Source organism: Salmonella enterica subsp. diarizonae (genome assembly GCF_008692785.1).
Taxonomy (GTDB): domain Bacteria; phylum Pseudomonadota; class Gammaproteobacteria; order Enterobacterales; family Enterobacteriaceae; genus Salmonella; species Salmonella diarizonae.
The window spans coordinates 304,799-324,320 of sequence record NZ_VXJV01000003.1 but is presented as its reverse complement, the minus strand read 5'-3'; the positions used below and the strand labels follow the sequence as shown (position 1 = coordinate 324,320).

Here is a 19,522-nt window from a genome sequence, read left to right as displayed (position 1 = left end):
CATCGGGTTTTACAACCGCACCGGATCAATATGCCAGATGTTTTCGGCATACTCTTTGATAGTTCTGTCCGATGAGAAGTAGCCCATATTGGCAATGTTGAGCATCGCTTTCGTCGTCCACTCTTCCGGGCGACGATACAACTCATCCACCTTATCCTGGCAGTCCACGTAGCTGCGGTAGTCCGCCAGCACCTGATAGTGATCGCCAAAGTTAATCAGCGAATCTACCAGATCGCGGTAACGACCTGGCTCTTCCGGATTAAAGACGCCGCTACCAATCTGCGTCAGTACCTGATGTAGCTCTTCATCTTTTTCATAATAGTCGCGAGGTTTATACCCCTGCCTGCGCAACGCTTCCACCTCTTCTGCAGTATTACCGAAGATAAAGATATTCTCCTCGCCGACATGCTCCTGCATCTCTACGTTCGCGCCATCCAGCGTACCAATGGTGAGCGCGCCGTTCAGGGCAAATTTCATATTACTGGTGCCGGAAGCTTCTGTCCCTGCCAGCGAAATCTGCTCAGACAGGTCGGCAGCGGGAATAATCACCTGTGCCAGACTGACGCTGTAGTTCGGGATAAACACTACTTTCAACTTGTCGCCAATCTGCGGATCGTTGTTAATCACTTTCGCCACGTCGTTGATCAGATGAATGATATGTTTTGCCATGTAATAGGCGGAAGCCGCCTTACCGGCAAAAATATTCACTCTCGGCACCCAGTCGGCCTCCGGATTTTCTTTAATGCGATTATAGCGGGTAATGACATGCAGTACGTTCATCAACTGCCGCTTGTATTCGTGAATACGCTTAATCTGCACGTCAAATAACGCTTTAGGGTTCACCACCACGTTCAATTGTTGCGCAATCACCACCGCCAGCCGTTTTTTATTTTCCAGCTTCGCCTGACGCACCGCATGATTGACCAGCGGATAATCACAATGCTGCTCCAGCTCGCTGAGCTGACTAAGATCGGTACGCCAGGTACGACCAATATTCTCATCCAGCACTTCAGAAAGCGGCGGGTTTGCCAGCGCCAGCCAGCGGCGCGGCGTAACGCCGTTAGTGACGTTACAAAAACGAGTCGGGAAAATCTTCGCAAAATCCGCGAACAGCGACTGCACCATCAGGTTGGAATGCAGTTCAGAAACGCCGTTGACTTTATGGCTAACCACCACCGCCAGCCAGGCCATCCGCACCCGGCGTCCGTTCGACTCATCAATAATCGACGCGCGTCCAAGCAGACTGGTATCGTTGGGATATTGCTCCTGCAACGTTTTCAGGAAATAGTCGTTAATCTCGAAGATAATCTGCAGGTGACGGGGCAGAATTTTCCCCAGCATATCGACCGGCCAGGTTTCCAGCGCCTCGCTCATCAGCGTATGGTTGGTATAAGAGAAGACCTGACAGCACACCTCAAACGCGTCGTCCCAGCTAAATTTATGTTCATCAATCAGCAGGCGCATCAGCTCCGGAATTGACAGCACCGGATGCGTATCATTAAGGTGAATGGCGATTTTATCTGCCAGATTCGCATAGGTTTTATGCAGTTGATAATGACGACTCAGGATATCCTGCACCGTCGCCGAGACCAGAAAATACTCCTGGCGCAGGCGTAGCTCTCGTCCGGAATAGGTGGAGTCGTCCGGGTAGAGCACCCGTGATACGTTCTCAGAGTGGTTTTTATCCTCCACCGCCGCAAAGTAGTCGCCCTGGTTGAATTTACCGAGGTTGATTTCACTACTGGCCTGCGCATTCCACAGCCGTAGTGTGTTAGTGGCGTCGGTGTCGTAACCGGGAATGATCTGATCATACGCGACGGCCAGGATCTCTTCCGTCTCAATCCAGCGCGCTTTTTTGCCTTCCTGCTGAATTCGCCCGCCAAAACGCACCTTATAGCGCGTATTGTGCCGCTTGAACTCCCACGGGTTGCCATATTCCAGCCAGTAATCCGGAGACTCTTTTTGCCGCCCGTCGACAATATTCTGCTTAAACATGCCGTAGTCGTAGCGAATGCCGTACCCGCGCCCCGGCAATCCTAACGTCGCCAGCGAGTCCAGGAAGCAAGCTGCCAGCCGTCCTAAGCCGCCATTGCCCAGCCCCGGGTCATTCTCTTCGTCGATCAGCTCTTCGAGATCTAACCCCATGGCCTCGAGCGCACCTTTAACGTCGTCATAAATGCCCAGCGAGAGCAGCGCGTTAGAGAGGGTACGGCCAATCAAAAACTCCATCGACAGGTAATAAACCTGCCGGGTTTCCTGCGATAATTGGGCTCGATTAGAACGCAGCCAGCGCTCCACCAGACGATCGCGCACTGCGAACAACGTGGCGTTCAGCCATTCGTGTTTATTGGCAATGACCGGGTCTTTACCAATCGTAAACATCAGCTTATAGGCAATAGAATGCTTAAGCGCCTCAACGCTGAGTGTGGGCGATGCATAAGTAAACGGAGCATTCATATAAATGATTCCTGGATGACTATTTCAAGCGATAGTACAGCTCGCGGTATGATTTCGCGGCAACTTGCCAGCTAAAATCCATCGCCATCGCCTGCCGTTGTACAAACCGCCAAAGCGAAGGCCGTGACCACAACACAAAAGCACGCCGAATCGCGCGTAGCAACGACCAGGCGTTACTATCTTCAAAGACAAAACCGCTGGCGATACCGTCCGCCAGATTTTCCAGCGAACTGTCGGAGACCGTATCGGCCAACCCCCCGGTACGCCGCACCAGAGGCAGCGTGCCATACTTTAAGCCATATAACTGCGTTAAGCCGCACGGTTCGAAACGACTTGGCACCAGAATTACGTCCGCGCCGCCCATAATGCGATGCGAGAAAGCTTCGTGATAGCCGATCTGTACACCAACCTGACCTGGGTGTTCCGCCGCCGCCGCGAGGAAACCCTCCTGAAGCACCGGATCGCCCGCGCCGAGTAGCGCCAACTGCCCCCCCTGCTCCAGCAGCCCCGGTAATGCCTCCAATACCAGATCCAGTCCTTTCTGGCTGGTCAGACGGCTTACCACGGCAAACAGCGGCACTTTGTCGTTAACCTTCAACCCCATCGCAATTTGTAGCTGACGTTTGTTTTCCGCCTTCTCTTCCAGGGTATCGCGCGTGTAGCGCGACGCCAGCAGCAGATCGGATTCCGGGCTCCAGATCTTCTCATCCACGCCATTCAGTACGCCGGACAGACGCCCTTCCAGGTGACGCTGGCGCAGCAGGCCTTCCATACCATAAGCAAATTGCGGCTCGGTAATTTCACGCGCATAGGTCGGGCTAACTGCCGTAATATGGTCGGCATAGTACAAGCCGGCCTTCAAAAAGGAGATTTGTCCGTTGAACTCCAGCCCATGCATATTAAAAAATGACCACGGCAGTTCGATGTCATCCATATGCTTTGCATAAAACATGCCTTGATAGGCGAGGTTGTGTACGGTAAAGACCGATTTCGCCGGACGTCCGCGCGCCGCCAGATAGGCGGGCGCCAGCCCGGCGTGCCAGTCATGGGCATGCACCACGTCAGGGCGCCAGAATGGATCAAGTCCGCAGGCCATTTCGCAGCCGACCCACCCTAACAGGGCAAAGCGCAGCACGTTGTCGGTATAGGCATATAAATTCGTATCATGATAGGGGCTGCCCGGACGCTCATACAGATGCGGCGCGTCGATTAAATAAATGCCCACGCCGTTATAATGCCCGAACAACAGCGATATTTTACCTGCGAAAGTATCGCGACGGCTTACCACATGCGCGTCGGGTATCCCCCGACGGATATCGGGAAACCCTGGAAGCAGAACGCGAACATCAACACCATCCGCAATTTGTGCCGCAGGCAACGCGCCTATCACATCCGCCAGACCCCCGGTCTTTAGCAGGGGGAACATCTCTGAACATACATGTAAAACCTGCATTATCGCTCCTGTTTGACCTGCAGTTTGCGCAGCATTTCACGCGTGACCAGTACAATACCTTCTTCTGAACGGTAGAAACGACGAGCGTCCTCTTCCGCATTTTCACCAATCACCATGCCTTCCGGGATAATGCAGGCACGGTCAATAATACAACGACGTAAACGGCAGGAGCGTCCTACCCAAACCTCAGGTAACAACACTGCCGAGTCAATATTACAAAAAGAATTTATTCTCACCCGTGGGAAGAGCACAGATTGCACCACCACCGAACCGGAGATAATGCAGCCGCCGGAGACCAGCGAGTTCAGCGTCATACCATGGCTACCGGAGCGGTCCTGCACGAATTTCGCAGGCGGTAGCGATTCCATATGCGTACGGATAGGCCAGTTCTGGTCATACATATCCAGCTCCGGCGTCACTGAGGCTAAATCCAGATTTGCTTTCCAGTAAGCTTCCAGCGTACCTACATCGCGCCAGTACGGTTCAGCTTCCGGATCGGACTGCACGCAGGAAAGCGGGAAAGGATGCGCGTAAGCCATGCCTTCGCGGGTGATTTTCGGGATAATGTCTTTACCGAAATCATGGCTGGAGGCGTCATCTTTATCGTCCGCTGCCAGCAATTCATACAGATAATCGGCGTCAAAAACGTAAATCCCCATACTGGCCAACGCTTTGCTATCGTCACCAGGCATCGCGGGAGGATTCGCCGGTTTTTCGACAAAATCAATAATCTTGTCACTTTCATCTACCGCCATCACGCCGAACGCCGTCGCTTCGTTGATCGGCACCGGCATACAGGCCACCGTGCAACGCGCGCCCTTTTCAACGTGATCGATCAACATACGCGAGTAGTCCTGCTTGTAGATATGATCGCCTGCCAGGATGACGACATATTCCGCTTTATAGCGACGAATAATGTCCAGGTTCTGGGTCACAGCATCCGCCGTACCGCGATACCAGTTTTCGCCCTGCATTCGCTGTTGGGCTGGCAGCAGGTCAACAAATTCGTTCATCTCTTCGCTAAACAGCGACCAGCCGCGTTGAATATGCTGTACCAGCGTGTGGGACTGATACTGAGTGATCACGCCGATACGGCGAATCCCGGAGTTCAGACAATTCGATAAGGCAAAATCGATGATGCGGAACTTCCCGCCAAAGTGGACGGCAGGCTTGGCGCGTTTGTTCGTTAAATCTTTTAGACGCGTGCCGCGGCCGCCGGCCAGGATTAGGGCAACAGATTTCAGTGGCAGCTGGCGCGCCAACATTACACGATCGTTCTTCTCTAAACTCACCATGATTAACTCCTTTTTTATCCTCTCTGGAACACACACAGTCCATGCGCAGGTCCCTGCCAGACAGCCGTTATCACCGGATTATCCTCTCCAGCGAATGGGGGAACGGCGCGCCATTCCCCTTTGGGTAAAACAATATCTGTCACCTCAAGCGTGGCATTTATCGCAATCAGAAAACGGTCCGACAGTAGAATTTGCATCAGCTTAGGTCCGTTTTGCCACTCATCCGCACTCAAGGGTTGCGCGTTTTTATTAAGCCAACGCACGTTGCCATCGTCTTCTTCCCACCAGCTATCGCCGGTTAAAGCCGGTATCTGCTGGCGCAAACGAATCAGCGCGGCGGTAAACATGGTTAACCCACGGTTTGCCTGCTGCCAGTCCAGCCAGGTTAAGGCATTATCCTGACAGTAGGCGTTATTGTTGCCGTGCTGGCTATGGCCGTGTTCATCGCCTGCCAGCAGCATCGGCGTTCCTTGAGAGAGCAGTAGCGTCGCCAGCAGGGCATGAATGCTGTCGCGCCGCCGCTCAATTAAATCAAGCGGACCTCCTAATCCTTCTTTACCATGATTGTCGCTGTAATTGTTGTTGGTGCCGTCGCGATTTTCCTCACCGTTCGCCTCATTGTGTTTCTGATTGAAACAGACACAGTCCCGTAGCGTAAAACCGTCATGCGCAGTGATCAGATTGACAGAGGCGCCGGGCTTGCGGCCATTGCGTTTAAACACATCGCTGGAAGCGGCGAAACGACAGGCAAATTCCCCGGTCGCCAGGTTACGCGGCAACCAGAATCGGCGGGCCGCATCGCGAAAATGGTCGTTCCACTCGGCAAACGGCGGCGGAAAATTTCCGACCTGATACCCTCCCTCGCCAACATCCCACGGTTCAGCAATCAGCTTGACCGTTGATAACACAGGACATGCTTTAATCGCGGCGAACAGCGGCGCATCCTGGCGAAACGTCGGCGTTCGCCCCATGACGGACGCCAAATCAAAACGAAAACCATCGACATGGCAGGTTTCTACCCAATAGCGCAGACACTCGCACGCGTATTCCACCACGCAGGGATGGCTTAAATTGAGCGTGTTGCCGCACCCCGTCCAGTTGTGATAATCGCCATCGTCCTTTATCCAATAATAGCTACGGTTATCAATTCCGCGCAGGGAGAAAGTTGGACCGTCCAGGTCCAGTTCGGCGCTATGGTTTAATACGATGTCCAGAATGACCTCAATCCCGGCGCGATGCAGCGCTTTCACCGCATCGCGAAACTCGTCCAGCGCCGTCTCGGGCGAACTGGCCCAGGCGGGATGCAGCGCAAACATCGCCATCGGGTTATAACCCCAATAGTTGGTCAGTCCCATGCGTTGCAGGCGCGGCTCGCTGGCAAACTGCGCCACCGGCAACAGCTCCAGCGCCGTAATGCCAAGCTGTTTGAAGTACGCCACCATGACCGGATGACCGAGCGCTTTATAGGTGCCGCGTATCTCCTGGGGGAGCTCCGGATGCAGGTAGGTAAGCCCTTTGACATGAGCTTCATAGATGACCGTTTTTCCCCACGGCGTACGCGGCGCAGCGTCATCTTCCCAGTCATAATGATCGCTGATTATCACGCTTTTCGGCGCCATCGCCGCATTATCGCGGTAGTCCGGTTCATCGTGTCCGCCGTGCAACAGCGGATGATCTTTTAGCTCGCCCTCGACCCGGCGCGCATAAGGGTCAAGCAGTAACTTCGCCGGATTAAACCGATGCCCCTGCGCTGGTTGCCACGGGCCATGTACGCGATAGCCATAACGCAAACCTGGCCTGGCGCCTGCCAGATAACCATGCCAGACATCGCCGCTACGTCCTGGCAGGTCGTAGCGATGCTCATCCCCCCGGGAATTAAAGACGCACAGCTCCACACGCTCCGCATGGGCGGAAAAGAGCGTGAAATTCACGCCATGACCGTCATACGTTGCGCCATGCGGCGTTGCTTCGCCGATCGCAAGCTGCGTCATTCCCCCTCCCGCATCAGCCAGATCGTCGCCAACGGCGGTAACGTCAGGCTAAGAGAGTACTGACGACCATGGCTTTCGATCTCATCGCTGTGCACCATGCCGCCATTGCCGGTGTTGCTACCGTGATAATGCATCGAGTCGGTATTGAGAATTTCACGCCAGCGTCCCGGCTGGTTGATGCCAAAGCGGTAGTCGTGACGGGGAACAGGCGTGAAGTTGCTGGCAACGATGATTTCGTTACCGGCTTTATCGCGGCGCACGAAAATCAGTACCGAGCGTTCATTGTCATCGACCACCAGCCACTCAAAGCCGTAAGCATCAAAATCCAGCTCATGCAGCGCTTTATGGTGGCGATAGGTGTGGTTGAGATCGCGCACCAAACGCTGAACCCCGTGGTGCCAGTTATCGCCCCCCTCCAGCAGGTGCCAGTCGAGGCTGGCGTCATGGTTCCACTCGCGTCCCTGGGCAAACTCATTACCCATAAACAGCAGTTTCTTTCCGGGGAAGGCCCACATCCAGCCATAATAGGCGCGCAGGTTGGCAAACTTCTGCCACGCATCGCCCGGCATGCGATCGAGAATGGATTTTTTACCGTGAACCACCTCATCGTGCGACAGCGGCAGAACAAAGTTTTCAGTATGGTTGTACAACATACCAAAGGTCAGCTTGTCGTGATGATACTGACGGTGCACCGGGTCCAGTTTCATATAGTCCAGCGTGTCGTGCATCCAGCCCAGATTCCACTTGTACCAAAACCCCAGGCCGCCCGTTTCCGGCGGACGCGTCACGCCAGAGAAGTCTGTCGACTCTTCCGCCATGCTGACCGCGCCGGGCACCTGCTCGCCAATAATGCGGTTGGTATTACGCAGAAACTCAATGGCTTCCAGGTTTTCACGACCGCCGAACTCGTTCGGTATCCACTCGCCCTCTTTGCGGCTGTAGTCGCGGTAGATCATAGAGGCCACCGCATCGACACGCAGCGCATCAATCCCAAAACGCTCCATCCAGTACAGGGCGTTGCCCACCAGATAATTACTGACTTCACGACGACCATAGTTGTAGATCAGCGTATTCCAGTCCTGGTGATACCCCTCGCGCGGATCGCTGTGCTCATAGAGGTGGGTCCCGTCAAACTCCGCGAGGCTAAATTCATCGGACGGAAAATGGCCCGGCACCCAGTCGAGAATGACGTTGAGCCCCGCCGCATGGGCCGCATTGATGAAATAGCGGAAGTCGTCTCGCGTACCAAAACGGCGGGTCGGCGCGTAGAGACCGGTCGGCTGGTAGCCCCAACTGCCGTCGAACGGATGTTCGTTGACCGGCAAAAGTTCCAGGTGCGTAAAACCCATCCATTTGGCGTAAGGCACAAGCTGATCCGCCAGCTCACGATAGCTCAGCCAGAAGTTGTTATCCGTATGGCGACGCCATGAACCTAAATGCACCTCATAAATCGAAATCGGCGCGTCAAACTGATTGGCTTTTTGTCGTTCTTCGCTTTGCGTCACTTTCTCCGGCAGTCCGCAGATCATCGACGCCGTTTCCGGACGCATCTGCGCCTCAAAAGCATAGGGATCGGCTTTAATGCGCAGATTACCGTTCGCATCAAGCAGCTCGAATTTATACAGTTGTCCATTATGCGCGCCGGGGATAAACAGCTCCCAAATACCGCTCTCTTTGCGCAGACGCATCGGGTGGCGACGCCCATCCCAATAGTTGAATTGCCCTACAACCGAAACGCGACGAGCATTAGGCGCCCAAACGGAAAAACGGGTGCCGGTGACGCCGTCCATCGTATCGGCGTGCGCGCCCAGCGTTTCATAAGGACGCAGGTGGGTGCCTTCCGACAATAGCCAGGCATCCATTTCCTGTATTAATGGACCAAAACGGTAAGGATCGTCGATGAGGTTCTGCTGTCCGTGCCAGACTACGGCGAGCTGATAGCGAAAGAAATTTTTACGTCGGGGTAAAACGCCGCAGAAAAAACCGCGAGCGTCGAGGCATTCCAGTTTGCCGACTTTACGTCCGGTTTTGGGTTCAATCACCCATACGTCGGTGGCGTCAGGTAATAGGGCGCGGACTTCCAGTCCGGCTTGGGTCTGGTGCATTCCGAGTACGGAAAAAGGGTCCGCAAAATGTCCTGCAATTAGCGCATTAATCACGTCTCTATCGATACGACTGGACATGGTTTGTCATCCTGTTTTGTGGCGTCACTCCATCTAACTGAATTCAACATCAGGTAGTGACACTTCTTTGACCTGAACGGCGCAGCACACTGTGCATCCTATCTGCGTCGTCCTACCTTCAGGTTAGGCTTAATACCCGTAGGATTAAGCTACCCTTAAAGAATAGCCAATGCTCTCTTTAACTCCTGATAAAAAAATGAAACATCCGCGTTTACTCCTGTATTACGCAAAAAAAGGGTGACGATGCACCCTACATATCAATCAGATCTCTGATTGCCGACTACACCTTATCCAGCCTACAGAACCGCACGTAGGCCGGATAAGCGCGACGCCATCGGGCAGCTACCGCTACGCCAACTGACGCAGCATTCGACGCAGCGGCTCCGCGGCGCCCCATAACAACTGGTCGCCTACGGTAAAGGCCGACAAGAACTCCGGCCCCATGTTCAGCTTACGCAGGCGACCAACGGGCGTAGTCAACGTGCCGGTCACCGCCGCCGGGGTTAATTCACGCATAGTGATATCACGATCGTTCGGCACCACTTTCGCCCACGGATTATGTGCCGCCAGCAGTTCTTCTACCGTCGGAATGGATACCTCTTTTTTCAGCTTAATGGTGAACGCCTGGCTGTGACAGCGCAGCGCGCCGACGCGCACGCACAAACCATCAACCGGGATCACAGATGCGGTATTGAGAATCTTGTTAGTTTCCGCCTGGCCTTTCCACTCTTCGCGGCTCTGGCCGTTATCGAGCTGTTTATCGATCCAGGGGATCAGGCTTCCCGCCAGCGGTACGCCAAAGTTATCAACCGGCAGCTCGCCGCTGCGGGTCAATGCCGTAACTTTGCGTTCAATATCAAGAATTGCGGAAGAAGGCGTCGCCAGTTCATCGGCGACATGACCATACAACTGACCCATTTGGGTTAACAACTCGCGCATATGGCGCGCGCCGCCGCCGGAGGCGGCCTGATAGGTCGCGACAGATACCCAGTCAACGAGATTATGGGCAAAGAGACCGCCCAGCGACATCAACATCAGGCTAACGGTACAGTTACCGCCCACAAAGGTCTTAACGCCATTATTCAGGCCGTCGGTAATCACATCCTGGTTGACCGGGTCGAGAATAATAATGGCATCGTCTTTCATGCGCAGCGTAGAAGCCGCGTCAATCCAGTAACCTTGCCATCCGCTTTCGCGCAGCTTTGGATAAATTTCGTTGGTATAATCGCCGCCCTGGCAGGTCACGATAATATCGAGCGCTTTTAGCGCATCCAGATCAAAAGCGTCCTGTAGCGTACCGGTAGCGGTGTCGCCGAAGGTTGGCGCCGCCTGTCCGAACTGGGAGGTAGAAAAGAAAACAGGGCGAATAGCGTCGAAATCGCGCTCCTCTACCATGCGTTGCATGAGAACAGAGCCGACCATTCCGCGCCAGCCGATAAAACCAACATTTTTCATAGCGTTTTTTTCCTGCAAAGAGATGTGCTGTGTATGCGCGCCAGTATCCTGTGGCGCATCCTTCACCATACAAAAAGCAGCCAAAGTCGCAAGTGAAATTAATCAATGATAGCGAAGCCATCAGTAATGCGACTTATCCTGCCTTACCGCGCAAGCAGAAAGTCCAGTGGCGATTATCCGGGAATTTGCGTTAGGAATGGAATCATTTCCGCCGCTACTTTATTGATCCTGATTATGGATCAGCGTGGAAATCTACTTATTTTTATGTGTGTACTGCAGGGAGGTTTAAAAACAGAAAATGATTGCTGCGAACAAGCTCGCAGCAATATGTAACGTGAAACTCAACTCAGCAACTGAAACGCAATCATCCCGATAATCGCGCCTGTCGTGCCGAGGATAGTTTCCATCATTGTCCAGGTTTTTAACGTCTGCGCTTCGGTCGCGCCGGTAAATTTACCGAACAACCAGAAACCGGCATCGTTAACATGAGAAACCACAATTGAACCACCAGCGATACAGATAGAGAGCGCCGCCATCTGCGCACCGGAGAAATTCAGTTGCTCAATGACCGGCATCACCAGACCGACCGCGGTTAAACACGCCACGGTCGCGGAACCCTGAATGATGCGCACCGCCGCCGCCAGCACAAAGCAGGTAATGGCAATCGGCAGTCCCATACCGGTTAACGCTTCGCCCAGCGCCGGGCCGACGCCGGAATCGACCAGCACCTGTTTGAACACTCCGCCTGCGCCAATGACCAGCAGGATAATGCCCGCCGGTTGCAGCGCGTGACCACAGATTTCCATCACTTTATCTTTCGGCATCCCCTGACGCATCGCCAGGCCGTAAATCGCCACCAGACATGCGACCAGGATGGCGGTAAAGGGGTGACCGATAAACTCAAACCATTCGTAAGCGGTGGAACCTTCCGGCACAAAACGCGCGGCGATCGTTTTCAGCCCCACCAGCACCAGCGGTAGCAGGATGAGCGACAGGCTGAAGCCGAAAGAAGGCATTTTGCCTTCTCCCAGATGCGGCTCGGTAATGTCGTCAGGAATACGCAGCTCAACATAACGGCTGATGAAATTCCCCCACAGCGGCCCGGCGATAATCATGCCGGGGATCGCCGCGCACAGACCAATCAGAATCATCCAGCCGAAATCAGCATGCATCTGGGAAGCCAGTAGCATCGGCGCGGGGCCAGGCAACAAAAACGCCGCCGCCGCCGCCACCCCCGCAAATAGCGGAATGACCAGCTTCACGAGGTTGGTGCCGGTATGACGCGCCATTGAGAACGCGACGCTAATCAGCAGCACGATCGCGACTTCGAAGAACAGCGGGAGCGCGCAAATCAGCCCGGCAAGGCCAATAGCATAGTGTGCGCGGTTATGGCCAAAAGATTTAAGCATTCTAACGGCAATCTGATCGACCGCGCCGGTTTCATGCAGGATTTTACCGAACATCGCCCCCAGCGCGACCACAATCGCCAGGAAGCCCAGCGTACCTCCCATCCCTTTTTCCATGGTCGCGGCGATTTTATCAAGCGGCATACCAGAAAAAAGCCCCGCGCCCATCGAGACGACCATCAATGCGACGAAGGCGTGCATACGCGCTTTCATCACCAGAAACAGCAGCAGTAAGACAGAACCGACGGCGGTTAAAACCAGTGTTAATGTACTCACAGCGTACTGCCTTTATTGATGGCCTCAATGGTGCTCGCCACGACGCCTTCCAGCGGCTGGTCGATATCCACCACCAGAACATCGCGTTCGTCGGCACCCGGCTCTTGCAGCGTTTCAAACTGCGTCACCAGCATCTGGGTTTTGAAGAAATGGCCTTTACGCGCTTTCAGACGGCTTTCAATGACGTCGAAATCGCCTTTCAGATAGATAAAGGAGAGATTCGGGTTTCCCTCGCGCAACAGGTCGCGATAGTGTTTTTTCAGCGCGGAACAGACGATCAGCGAGATTTTATTGGTACGCTGCATCGCGAAAGCGGCGTCGTTCAGCGCCTGCAACCACGGTTTGCGGTCATCATCATTCAACGGCTCGCCGGAAGCCATTTTTTCAATATTGCAGCGCGGATGCAGAAAATCGCCGTCCAGAAACGCGGCATGAAGCTGATGCGCCACGGCGCTTGCGACAGCGGATTTACCGCTGCCTGATACGCCCATCAGAACGTAAACGTGGTGATCATGATTAGTCGTGCTCAAAGCGGGCCCCCACTCTACAAGTTGCAAAATTTGTTACGGGTAACTGTTATCGGTAACATTGTCCAGCCGCACCATTCGCGACGCAATGACCATTCGTGCCAAAAGTGAATAAGTGTGAGCTACTTCAAAGTTGTCAGACTAAATAGATCCGCCCGGTGACAAGGTGAAACCTAAATCTAACATTTTCGGCGTGACCGTTTCGCCGCGAATGCGGGCCAACAGACGTTCTGCCCCAATGCTGCCCATTCGCTCGCGCGGCGTCAGGACACTTGCCAGACGCGGTTCCATCACCTGGCCGATATCATGACCGTGGAACCCGGCGATCGCCATATCGTCCGGGATTTTTAGTCCCAGGCGCTGGCATTCGAAGGCCGCGCCCACCGCCAGGTCATCGTTGGTGCAAAAAATACCGTCAAGCTGCGGATATTCGCGTCGCGCCTGGCGCATGAGTTCGATACCGGAAGAGTAGGATGAAGATTGCTCCATCATCACACTGTAGGGAACCAGGCCTGCGTCCAGCATCGCCTGCTCATAGCCCTTCTGCTTGATGATAGTACGTTCGTCGAGGCGCGCCCCCAGATAGGCGATATGGCGATGGCCGCGTGCGATAATCGCGGCGGTCATCTGGCGGGCGGCGTCAAAGTTGTCAAAACCAACGGCGATATCAAGACACGGCGACTGGCTGTCCATCAGTTCAACCACCGGAATCCCGGCTACTTCGATCATTTTTAAGGTGCGCGGCGTATGGGTACGCTCAGTAAGGATAAGGCCGTCGATATTCCAGGAGAGCATTGATTCCAGGCGCTCCTGTTCCATCTCCGGTTTATAGCCGTAGTGCGCCAGCATAGTCTGATACCCGTGGGCATCGGTGACGCTTTCAATACCGCGTAAAACTTCCGCAAAGACCTGGTTGGTTAAAGACGGCAGCAGAACGCCAATGGCGCGGCTGGTGGCGTTGGAAAGAATGTCTGGCGCGCGATTAGGAATGTACCCGAGCTCATCAAGCGCAGCCGCAATTTTACCCCGCAGCGCGACGGAGACCTGCTCCGGATTACGCAAAAAACGGCTGACCGTCATTTTGGTCACGCCGACACGGTCGGCCACATCCTGAAGTACGGGTCTTTTCTTTTTCATCGTCCTGAAAGGTATAAAAGGGATAGATTCTTCCAGTTTACCACGGACATGCGTGAACCTTCGCAGAGAAAAAAGGAGTTCATTATTGTGAGAAATACACAAAATCATTCGAGTTGCATCAAGGCGGCGACGCAGTGACAAATTCGTCAGGAACGAATTTGAACAACCGAAGGTTGCCTCTGGTGAGGGACAAGGATGTCCCTCATTAATCCCCGGGAGCGTACATAAAGTACGTGACCGGAGGGAGTAAGGAAAGCCAACACAGATGCGGCCTGAAGGATGACGTGTATTTTATACCGGCGGCAGATCAAACAGCAGCACTTCGCTGTCGCTGTCGGCATGAATCGAGATTGCCTGCTCATCCCAAATCGCCAGGCCGTCGCTGGTCGTCGCTTTGGTGCCGTTAATGGTCACGTTACCTTTTACCACCTGTATCCAGACGCGGCGCTCAGCGGCAATCTGATGCACCGACTGCTCCTCTTTCACCATCGCCCAGCGATACAGCGCCATATCCTGGTGGACCTTCAGCGAACCGTCGCGAGCATCTGGTGAAAGCACCAGTTGCTTGCCCTGCGCGGCGTCGAAGCGGCGCTGTTCGTAGCGCGGCGTGATGCCTGTTTCTTGCGGAATAATCCAGATCTGATACAGCCGCAGACGATCCGTTTTGCTTGGGTTGTACTCGGAGTGGCGAACGCCGGTCCCGGCGCTCATAATCTGGAATTCGCCTGCCGGAACCTGTTCTTTATTGCCCATACTGTCCTGGTGTTCTACGGCGCCTTCCAGTACATAGGTCAAAATTTCCATGTCTTTATGCGGGTGAGTGCCGAACCCCTGGCCCGCGTCAATCACATCATCGTTAATCACACGCAGCGCCGAGAACCCCATAAAGTTCGGATCGTAATAATCGGCAAAAGAAAAGGTATGCCAGGAGTCAAGCCAGCCATGATTCGCATGACCGCGGTCGTTTGCTTTGCGTAAGTAGATCATTGTGTTCACCCCAATTCGTGTTGATGGATTGAGTGTGAACCTAATCCTTCAATGATGATAGGGGGTGAAAATTGACTCCTCTGTTCAAAAAATATGAATAAGTTCAAAGGAGCCGATAACACTTATTTTGCAAGGGTTATGGTGGCGGGAGAAGCCTGTTCAAATGCCCGTTCCAGAAGCTCCAGATTGGTGAGAACCTCAGATTCCCTGACGTAATTTGGCGCGCCGGTAGTGAGCGTCTCATACAAGGCATCATAAACGCGACCATAGTCACCTGTTTCCGGTTTCACCTCTTCTTTTACGGTTACGCCTTCGTCGCTGACATACTCCAGCACACCGACAGATTCGTCTACCGCAAAACCCGGTTCGCCTGGCATAATGTTCGTTTTCAGGCTGGTTTCTTGCTGATCGATACCATACTTCACAAACGAGCCTTTGGTCCCGTGTACGATAAATTTCGGGTAGTCAATTTTCACCAAATGGCTGGTTTTAACGATCGCCTTCAGATCGCCGTAAAATAACTGCGCTTCGAAAGTATCATCCGGATTCGCTTTATTACGCAGGCTACGAATGTCATACGCGACATGATCCGGACGGCCAAACAACGAAATAATTTGATCCATCGTGTGCACGCCAAGACCGTAGAAGGCGCCATCCTGCGGCAGTCCCGGCCTGGTTTCCGCTACCGGGCGGTAATAATCGAAATGGCTTTCAATTTCGACAATCTTGCCCAGTTTCCCGCTCTCAATCACTTTTTTAGCTGTCAGGAAGCAAGAGTCAAAGCGACGGTTCTGATAGGGCGTCACAATTAATCCTTTGCTTTGCGCCAGTTCAAACAAGACCTTTGCTTCAACCATCGTCGGCGTAAAGGGTTTTTCCACCAGCACGTTTTTACCGGCTTCCAGCGCCCGTTTTGCATATTCAAAGTGGCTATCGGCGTGGGTGCAAACGATCACCAGTTTCACCTGCGGATCGTTCAGCACATCGTCAAGATCGCTGGTGAAATGGATATGTGACCAGGCAGGCGCCTGCTCTTCCGGTTTCGCATGACGGCGGAAGATGTGCGCCACATGCCAGCTCTCTTTACGGTTGAGAACATAGGGAAGATGGTAGCGGGTGGTGCTTTTACCAAAACCAATGAATGCGCAATGTAAAGTCATAGCCAGATCCTTTTTTAAAGGTGATTACCTACACCATAGCGCAAAGCCGCTTGAGACTGAATGTTGGATTCTTTGCCGGATGGCGGCGGAGTCTTATCAGGCCTGGCGCGTTATACAGCCAAAAGATCGGGCGTCAGTGGCGCAGGCAGATTATTCACGGCCTGCGCGCAGCAACCGGAGCGTACACAGAGTACGTGAGGATTACGAGCACAGCCCGGGATTAAGCTGGCAAGCAAACTAGCCCAAAACCCAGCCAAAAAAAAGCCAGCACCCGGCTGGCTAAAGTAATACTGGAAGCAATGTGAGCAATGTCGTGCTTTCAGGTTTTCCGTCAAGGTCCCCCTGAACGCAAAGCAATAATAATCATTCTCATTCGCACTTGTCTAGCTTTTTTTGCAAAAAAAGGCGTTGACGTCCTTTTGAAAGTCAGTGATGTTGAAAGGGTTATTAACCCGTTGAGGAACCCGTAATGAATGATATCGTGATACGCCACGCTGAACCGAAAGATTACGACGCTATCCGTCATATTCATGCCCAGCCGGAGGTATATCACAACACCCTACAGGTTCCCTACCCTTCCGGCCATATGTGGCAAGAGCGGCTGGCCGAGCGGCCGGGCGTTAAGCAGCTGGTCGCCTGCATTGATAATAGCGTCGTTGGCCACCTTAGCATTGACGTTATTCAGCGACCACGCCGCAGCCACGTTGCCGATTTTGGGATATGCGTTGATGCGCAATGGCAAAATCGTGGCGTCGCCAGCGCGCTGCTCCGCGCCATGATCGATATGTGTGATAACTGGCTGCGCGTCGAACGTATTGAATTAACTGTATTTGTCGATAATGCCCCTGCGGTAGCGCTTTACAAAAAGTTTGGTTTTGAAATTGAAGGCACCGGCAAAAAATACGGTCTGCGCAACGGTGAATACGTTGACGCCTATTTTATGGCGCGGATTAAATAATTAATTTGGCCCCCATTATTGGGGGCCAAATTAATATCCATACTCTTTATCAGATTGTATCCTGAATCTTTATATTTTTTCTGAAGCTTGCTCACACTATTTTTATTGGCATTTTGCCAACAGCTAATTTCACCCTTCCTTTTTGCTTTTTTTTGCTTTTGCCCGTCACTTTATGGTGATTATCACAACAATATACTTCCCCTGATATTAACGTAACTCAGGTGAGGTGAACCATGAAATTTGAACGCCACCATGAAATATTGAAAAAAATTGGCACGTCCGGGATCGTAAAAGTCTCTGTTCTGGCGAAAAGTCTGAACGTCACAAAAGAGACAATTCGTTCAGATCTTAATGAATTGGCCAGACTCGGTTACCTGACCCGCTGTCATGGCGGCGCGTTTATAACTCTCGATTCGCTGGATAACGTAGCGAAAAACGAAATTGCTTACGCACTTGAACATTACGAAAAAACACAGGGCATAAAAAAGGGTCGCTCCGATATGAAAAGTCATGTATGTGTAATTGGATCATTTAATGTCGACATAATCAGCTATTTGCCCAGGCTTCCCGCGGTCGGCGAGTCGCTGCTTGCCAATAAATTTATTTTTTCTCCCGGCGGAAAAGGCTGCAACCAGGCGTTGGCGGCAAGCTACGCAGACTCAGACGTACATTTTATTACTAAAGTCGGTGCGGATCATTTTAGCGAATATGCTATCAATTTTATGAACGCCTCAAAAATACATAAAAGCATTATTTACCAGACTCAGGGAACGCAAACCGGTACTGCAACGATCCTGGTTAATGAGGACACCGGAGATAACGTTATCGCTATCTATCCTGGCGCCAATATGACTATTACACCAGATGAGGTCGTGATCCAACAAGAAGCGATTATTAACGCTAATATTGTTCTTCTGCAGCTTGAAACTAATTATAGCGCATTGCGCCAGGCCATCGCTCTGGCGCAAAAAAACAGTATCCCGGTAATTATTAATCCAGCGCCGTATAACGACGGGGTTAATTCTATTATTGAAAATATTGATTACATTACGCCCAACGAAACAGAGGCCGGACTCCTGGCAGGGATTGAGGTTACAGATATTGCCTCCGCCAGAGAGGCGGCAAAAATTATCCACCAGAAAGGTGTAAAAACCACCATTATCACTTTAGGCAGCAAAGGTTCGTTGGCCTATGACGGGAGAAAATTTATCTATTCCCCAGCGTTCCCGGCGGTAGTCAAAAATACCGCGGGCGCAGGCGATGCGTTTAACGGCGCGCTCGCTTCAGTCCTCGCCAAAGGCAAACCGCTGGAGTCTGCGCTGTGCTACGCCAGCGCCTTTGCCTCCCTGGCAGTAGAGACCGCTAACGCCTCTGATATGCCGGAACATGAATCCGTCATTCACCGTATTCAGAGCACATCATATCAGCAATCTATCTCTAGCCATTAAAAGGAGTAAATAATGAATAATGCCAACACAACGTTAAAGGTGCTCTTTATTGGAGAATCCTGGCATATCCATATGATCCATTCAAAAGGATATGACAGCTTTACCTCAAGTAAATATGAAGAAGGTGCCACCTGGCTACTGGCGTGTTTAAAAAAAGGAGGTGTTTCTGTCGACTATATGCCCGCACATACGGTACAAATCGCTTTTCCAGAAAGCGTGGACGATTTAAATCGTTATGACGTTATCGTGATCAGCGACATCGGCAGTAACACTTTTTTATTACAAAACGACACTTTCTATCAGCTAAGAATAAAACCAAATGCCCTTGAGTTAATCAAAGAGTATGTTCGTAACGGCGGCGGATTATTGATGATTGGCGGCTACCTTTCCTTTATGGGAATTGAAGCAAAAGCAAATTATAAAAATACGACGCTGGCCGAGGTACTACCGGTAGTGATGCCTGATGGCGACGATCGCGTTGAAAAACCGGAGGGCGTCTATGCTCAGGTTGAAAACCCTGAACACCCGGTTATTAAAGGCTTTTCTGATTATCCTCCTTTTCTGGGATATAACCAGGCTGTCGCGAAAGAAAATACCGCCGTGGTGTTAACCATCAATAACGACCCCTTACTGGTCTTCGGCGAATATCACCACGGGAAAACCGCTTGCTTTATGAGCGACTGCGCGCCGCACTGGGGAACACAGCAATTTATGGCATGGCCGTTTTACACCGACCTGTGGGTCAACACGCTTAAATTTATCGCCAAACGATAACAATACGGGAGTAAC

The 19,522-nt window shown here is 52.6% G+C and carries 14 protein-coding genes and 1 pseudogene; 4 read left to right on the top strand and 11 right to left on the bottom strand.

All coding sequences use genetic code 11. The features are described 5' to 3' along the window. Positions 1–9: 9 nt before the first annotated feature. From glgP to asd, 6 genes are all read right to left on the bottom strand, one after another. Entirely contained in the window at positions 10–2,457 is a 2,448-nt protein-coding gene (gene glgP, locus F4V72_RS08490; protein WP_000993430.1) for a glycogen phosphorylase, read from the bottom strand. Between the two features lie 19 nt (positions 2,458–2,476). Next, positions 2,477–3,910 (bottom strand): glycogen synthase GlgA, encoded by a 1,434-nt coding sequence (glgA, locus tag F4V72_RS08485; protein ID WP_001197663.1) that lies wholly within the window; start codon positions 3,908–3,910, stop codon positions 2,477–2,479. Continuing rightward, entirely contained in the window at positions 3,910–5,205 is a 1,296-nt protein-coding gene (glgC, locus tag F4V72_RS08480) for a glucose-1-phosphate adenylyltransferase (RefSeq protein ID WP_023247851.1), read from the bottom strand. Before glgC ends, glgA begins: the two co-directional genes overlap by 1 nt. 14 nt (positions 5,206–5,219) lie before the next feature. Beyond that, complete coding sequence (gene glgX, locus F4V72_RS08475) at positions 5,220–7,196, bottom strand: glycogen debranching protein GlgX (RefSeq protein ID WP_080168270.1); 1,977 nt, start codon at positions 7,194–7,196, stop codon at positions 5,220–5,222. After that, positions 7,193–9,379, bottom strand: coding sequence for a 1,4-alpha-glucan branching enzyme (gene glgB, locus F4V72_RS08470; RefSeq protein ID WP_023247849.1), 2,187 nt, complete (start codon positions 9,377–9,379; stop codon positions 7,193–7,195). Before glgB ends, glgX begins: the two co-directional genes overlap by 4 nt. Positions 9,380–9,727: 348 nt before the next feature. Beyond that, positions 9,728–10,834, bottom strand: a complete 1,107-nt coding sequence (gene asd, locus F4V72_RS08465; protein ID WP_023247848.1) for an aspartate-semialdehyde dehydrogenase — start codon at positions 10,832–10,834, stop codon at positions 9,728–9,730. Positions 10,835–11,017: 183 nt separating this feature from the next. On the opposite strand from asd, the pseudogene F4V72_RS24765 reads away from it, so the two are divergent. Beyond that, positions 11,018–11,113, top strand: a pseudogene (locus tag F4V72_RS24765) (MarC family protein); the annotation flags it as partial. A 62-nt stretch (positions 11,114–11,175) separates the two neighbouring features. On the opposite strand, the gene gntU reads toward F4V72_RS24765, so the two are convergent. From gntU to F4V72_RS08435, 5 genes are all read right to left on the bottom strand, one after another. Continuing rightward, positions 11,176–12,516, bottom strand: coding sequence for a gluconate transporter (gntU, locus tag F4V72_RS08455; protein WP_070789469.1), 1,341 nt, complete (start codon positions 12,514–12,516; stop codon positions 11,176–11,178). Next, complete coding sequence (gene gntK, locus F4V72_RS08450; protein WP_023247847.1) at positions 12,513–13,046, bottom strand: gluconokinase; 534 nt, start codon at positions 13,044–13,046, stop codon at positions 12,513–12,515. The genes gntU and gntK overlap by 4 nt, the downstream gene beginning before the upstream one ends. 138 nt (positions 13,047–13,184) lie before the next feature. Next, positions 13,185–14,180, bottom strand: a complete 996-nt coding sequence (gene gntR, locus F4V72_RS08445; RefSeq protein ID WP_023247846.1) for a gluconate operon transcriptional repressor GntR — start codon at positions 14,178–14,180, stop codon at positions 13,185–13,187. Positions 14,181–14,471: 291 nt separating this feature from the next. Further along, complete coding sequence (locus tag F4V72_RS08440) at positions 14,472–15,167, bottom strand: pirin family protein (RefSeq protein ID WP_023183670.1); 696 nt, start codon at positions 15,165–15,167, stop codon at positions 14,472–14,474. 122 nt (positions 15,168–15,289) lie between these two features. Further along, positions 15,290–16,327 carry an oxidoreductase gene (locus F4V72_RS08435; RefSeq protein WP_136057963.1) on the bottom strand — a complete coding sequence of 346 codons (1,038 nt, stop codon included), beginning with the start codon at positions 16,325–16,327 and terminating at the stop codon, positions 15,290–15,292. Positions 16,328–16,796: 469 nt separating this feature from the next. Between F4V72_RS08435 and yhhY the strand changes: the two genes are divergently transcribed. The 3 genes from yhhY to F4V72_RS08415 all read left to right on the top strand — a co-directional run bounded on the left by yhhY (position 16,797) and on the right by F4V72_RS08415 (position 19,507). After that, positions 16,797–17,285 (top strand): N-acetyltransferase, encoded by a 489-nt coding sequence (gene yhhY / locus F4V72_RS08425; RefSeq protein ID WP_023247843.1) that lies wholly within the window; start codon positions 16,797–16,799, stop codon positions 17,283–17,285. A 233-nt stretch (positions 17,286–17,518) separates the two neighbouring features. Beyond that, the gene (locus tag F4V72_RS08420) at positions 17,519–18,733 is read left to right on the top strand and encodes a PfkB family carbohydrate kinase (protein WP_080168269.1); all 1,215 of its coding nucleotides are present in this window, start codon (positions 17,519–17,521) and stop codon (positions 18,731–18,733) included. 12 nt (positions 18,734–18,745) lie between these two features. Continuing rightward, on the top strand, positions 18,746–19,507 hold the full coding sequence (locus F4V72_RS08415) for a glutamine amidotransferase (protein WP_023247841.1): 762 nt from the start codon (positions 18,746–18,748) through the stop codon (positions 19,505–19,507). The last annotated feature ends 15 nt before the right edge of the window (positions 19,508–19,522 follow it).